Below are 4,282 nucleotides of genomic sequence, written 5' to 3'. Positions count from 1 at the left end.
ATGGATTTATTTTAGTTGATAGAAATTTAAAACCGACAATTATAGCCATGTCTGAGGTTAAGGTGAGAGTTATGTTATTGCCATTGGTAAGGTTAAGTTGTATTATAGCTTAGAATAGTTGAAATATACATAAAGGGGGAGTGCCTAAGGGCACTATTTTTGTGGTCTAATTATTGGAAGGTATAGCTAAAGAACACTTGTAAAAAATGGTAACATTATATAAAATATAGGTGTAAATATATTATCATTAAATTGAAAATAAGATTGAAGAACTGAAATTTTAATGTATTTTATATTTGCAAAGGAGGGGATTAAAATTAAGAAAAAGTTATTTTGGTTAATAATAATTGAATTATGTCTATTAACTTTTCTTATGGGATGCGCAGAGGTTACTAAGGTGAAAGATAAAGATATTAATACATATTTTAAAGAGCTAATCAAAGAGTATGATGCTATTAATAAAGTGAAAATATATCAAAGTGATATTACTCTAAGAGTAAATTATTATAGTGATGAGAATTTTAATAGGGAGACAAGAGATGAGTTATTCGAAAAAACTAAGGAGTATCTAGCTCAGGAAAGTATACAAAATAAAATAAAATTAAATCTTAAAAATACACATTACTATAGAGCTTTTGAAAAAGAATTTAACGAAAGTGTATTAATATATTTTGAAGATACTAAATCAAAGAAAATTTATCATTATTCTACAGATGATTTTGGGAAAACTAACTGGGAGTTTAGCTATTTCGTTCACGATGGAGAATCTTATGAATTTGAAGAGGAATATGTAATCGAAAAAGAACGTAAAAACTAAAATAACCCTTTTGGGAATTAAAATTATCATGATTGTCATACATGAATTAGAATAAGTTGCTTTAAATTATTATTTGAATTTAGTTAGAGTGCCTTAGGGTGCTTTTTTTTATATAAACATTGTTATATAATGGAAAACAATACAACTCATTAAATGTAGAGGTGAAGAAATGCTTAAAGAAGGTATTTATGAAGAAATAATAAATAATAAGCTTAAGAATGAAATTGATGATTTAGAGTTAAGTCACTATAACATAGAAAAGGAAGATATTGACGTTGAGGAAGCTAGAAAGATATTATCATCATACATTTCTAGTGTAACTAGAAGAGCTTTAAGATATGTTAGAGGTAATAATAGTGATGATAAGGAGGCTCTATTAAACCAAATTAAAACTTGCAATGATATAATATCAACACTAAGTAAACATATAGATGAGGAAGAATTTGAAGAATTGAAGATTAATGGAGAAGGAGAAATTCTAACTTCCATATATTCCAAGATAAATAATGCAAGAACTATTAACAATTCAAGCAGTGTAAGGCCAATTACACCATTATCTCAGAGTTCATTATTTACAGGATCTCATTATGAACCTAATATGCTTGGTGAATTGAAAAGAGAAATAGCTTCTTGTGATTCTATAGATATGCTAGTCTCTTTTATAAAATGGAGTGGATTAAGATGTATTATAGAAGAATTAAGAGACTTCACAGAAAATAGAAATGGTAAACTGAGGGTTATAACAACATCATATATGGAGGCTACAGATTTTAAAGCAATTTTAGAATTAAGCAAACTAAAGAATACAGAATTGAAAATATCTTATGATGTGAACAGAACTAGATTACATGCTAAAGCCTATATGTTTAAGAGAGAGACAGGCTTTACAACTGCATATATAGGTTCATCTAACCTTTCTAATGTTGCTCTTACATCAGGTTTAGAATGGAATATTAAAGTAACTGAGAAAGATTCTTTTGATATTATAAAAAAATTTCAAGCTACTTTTGAGAGTTATTGGAATGATGATGAGTTTATACATTTTAATGGAGAAAATGAAAATGACAAGACAAAGTTAAAAAAAGCCTTAAAAAAGAAAGTTAAAGAAAATGATATAACTTTTAACTTTGATATACGACCCTATCATTATCAGAAGGAGATGTTAGAAAACCTTCAAGTAGAAAGAGAGGTTTTTGATAGGTCAAGAAATTTATTAGTTGCTGCCACAGGGGTAGGTAAAACAGTTATATCTGCATTTGATTATAAAAGATTTAAGAAGAAAAATGGAAATTGTGCAAAACTTCTATTTGTAGCACATAGAGAAGAAATATTAAAACAGAGTAGAGATACTTTTAGAGCTATATTAAAGGATTTTAACTTTGGAGATTTGCTTGTAGGTGGGAGTACCCCAGAATCAATAGAGCATTTATTTGTTAGTATTCAGAGTTTTAATAGTATGAAGTTATATGAGAAAACAACTAGTACGTATTATGATTTTATAGTTATTGATGAATTCCATCATGCAGCTGCTGAGTCCTATCAAAAACTATTAAGCCATTATGAACCAAAGATATTATTAGGACTAACAGCAACACCTGAGAGAATGGATGGCAAAGATGTGTTACAATATTTTGACGGTACAATTGCATCAGAAATGAGATTGACAGAAGCCATTGATAGAAAACTGCTAAGTCCTTTTCAATACTTCTGCGTAAGTGATACAGAGGATTTATCAAAGCTTAAGTGGAGTAGAGGAGGCTACAATATTAAAGAACTTGAGAATGTATATACCTCAAGTAAGGTTAGAAGTAACCAAATAATAAAAAGTATTGAAAAATATGTTACAGATATGGATGATGTTAAGGCCTTAGGTTTTTGTGTTAGTGTAGAGCATGCAAATTATATGGCAGATTTTTTCAACAAATCAAATATACCTTCAATTGCATTACATGGTGGATCAAAACGTAATCTTAGAAATGAAGCTAAGGATAAACTTATTAATGGGAAAATTAAGTTTATTTTTGTTGTTGATTTATACAATGAGGGGGTTGACATACCTGAAGTAAATACAGTTTTGTTTTTGAGACCTACAGAAAGTTTAACAGTTTTTTTGCAGCAATTAGGTAGAGGATTAAGGCTATCGGAGGGAAAAGAATGTCTTACTGTATTGGACTTTGTTGGTCAAGCACATAAAAATTATAATTTTGAAGAAAAGTTTAGAGCACTGGTAGGTCAAACAAAGCACTCAATAAAACATTATATTAAAAACGGATTTTTGAACTTACCGAAAGGGTGCTTTATACAGTTAGAAAAGCAAGCTAGAAAATATATTCTTAGGAATATTAAAGAGAGTGCTAATAATAGAAGAAATCTCGTAAGTAAAATGAAGTATTTTAGTGAAGACTCTGGATTAAAGCTGACTTTAGAAAACTTTTTAAGATTTCATAAATTATCATTATATGATTTCTATGGTAAAAATGGGGATAGGTCCTTTAATAGAATGATGGTTGAGGCAGGGATGAAAGAAGAATTTAAATGTGATAGTGAAAAATTAATAACAAGAAGACTGCCAAGTTTATTTCATTTAAATTCAGTGAGGCTAATTAAGTTTATTCTAAGATACATAGAAAATAAAACTATTAGTAAAGAAGATGATAGACTTATGTTAAATATGTTTTATTATTCGTTCTACAGTCAAAATCCTCAAAAAGAAGGATTAAATTCAATCAAAGAAGGAATTGAAAAGATATTAAAATCTGAAGAGATGAGGGAAGAAATTACAGCAATATTAAGATATAATTACAACAATATAAATTCTCTTGAAATAGGTAATGATTTTAGCTTTTCATGTCCATTAGGAGTACACAGTAAATATACAACTTCTCAAGTCTTAGCATCTTTAGATTATTTTAATGAAATGAAAAGTCCATCCTTTAGAGAAGGCGTTAAACATTTTAATGATAAGAAACTGGATATATTTTTTATAACATTGAATAAATCAGAAAAGGATTTTTCTCCTTCAACATTGTATGAAGATTATGCTATAAATGAGAGGTTATTTCATTGGCAAACACAGAGCAAGGTAAGTGAGGATAGTAATACTGCAAAGAGATATATTAATCATAAAAAGGAAGGAAATAAAATTGCTTTGTTTGTAAGGGAGTATAAGAAAGAAAATGGATATACATCTCCTTTTGTTTTCTTAGGGTCTTGTGAATATGTATCTCATTCGGGTAATAAACCAATGAGCTTTATTTGGAGCCTGAAAGAAGAAATGCCACCTATGTTTGTTCCTAAAGCTAATAAGAATGTACTGTAGTGATATTCAAAATTAATATCAGGGCAAAATATTATATCCATCCCCATTGCATATAATGTAGAGGGGGTGTTTTTGATGAGGCTAAAAGGGAGATCTAGTAAAGGACTATTCCTTATCATAGTAACCATACTAGTGTTAATAATATA

At 28.7% G+C, this 4,282-nt stretch carries 2 protein-coding genes; both read left to right on the top strand.

Translation table 11 applies throughout. The annotated features are described in order from the left end of the window. Window positions 1-397 precede the first annotated feature (397 nt). The gene (locus JMO20_RS04390) at window positions 398-817 is read left to right on the top strand and encodes a hypothetical protein (RefSeq protein ID WP_202708323.1); all 420 of its coding nucleotides are present in this window, start codon (window positions 398-400) and stop codon (window positions 815-817) included. 169 nt (window positions 818-986) lie between these two features. Continuing rightward, window positions 987-4,136: a DEAD/DEAH box helicase gene (locus JMO20_RS04385; RefSeq protein WP_202708322.1), complete on the top strand. Its 3,150-nt coding sequence runs from the start codon at window positions 987-989 to the stop codon at window positions 4,134-4,136. Window positions 4,137-4,282: the final 146 nt, after the last annotated feature.

The organism is Sporosalibacterium faouarense, assembly GCF_016765695.1.
Classification (GTDB): Bacteria; Bacillota; Clostridia; order Tissierellales; family VENL01; genus Sporosalibacterium; species Sporosalibacterium faouarense.
Note: the sequence above shows the minus strand (reverse complement) of the source record. Positions and strands in the feature narration are given on the sequence as shown.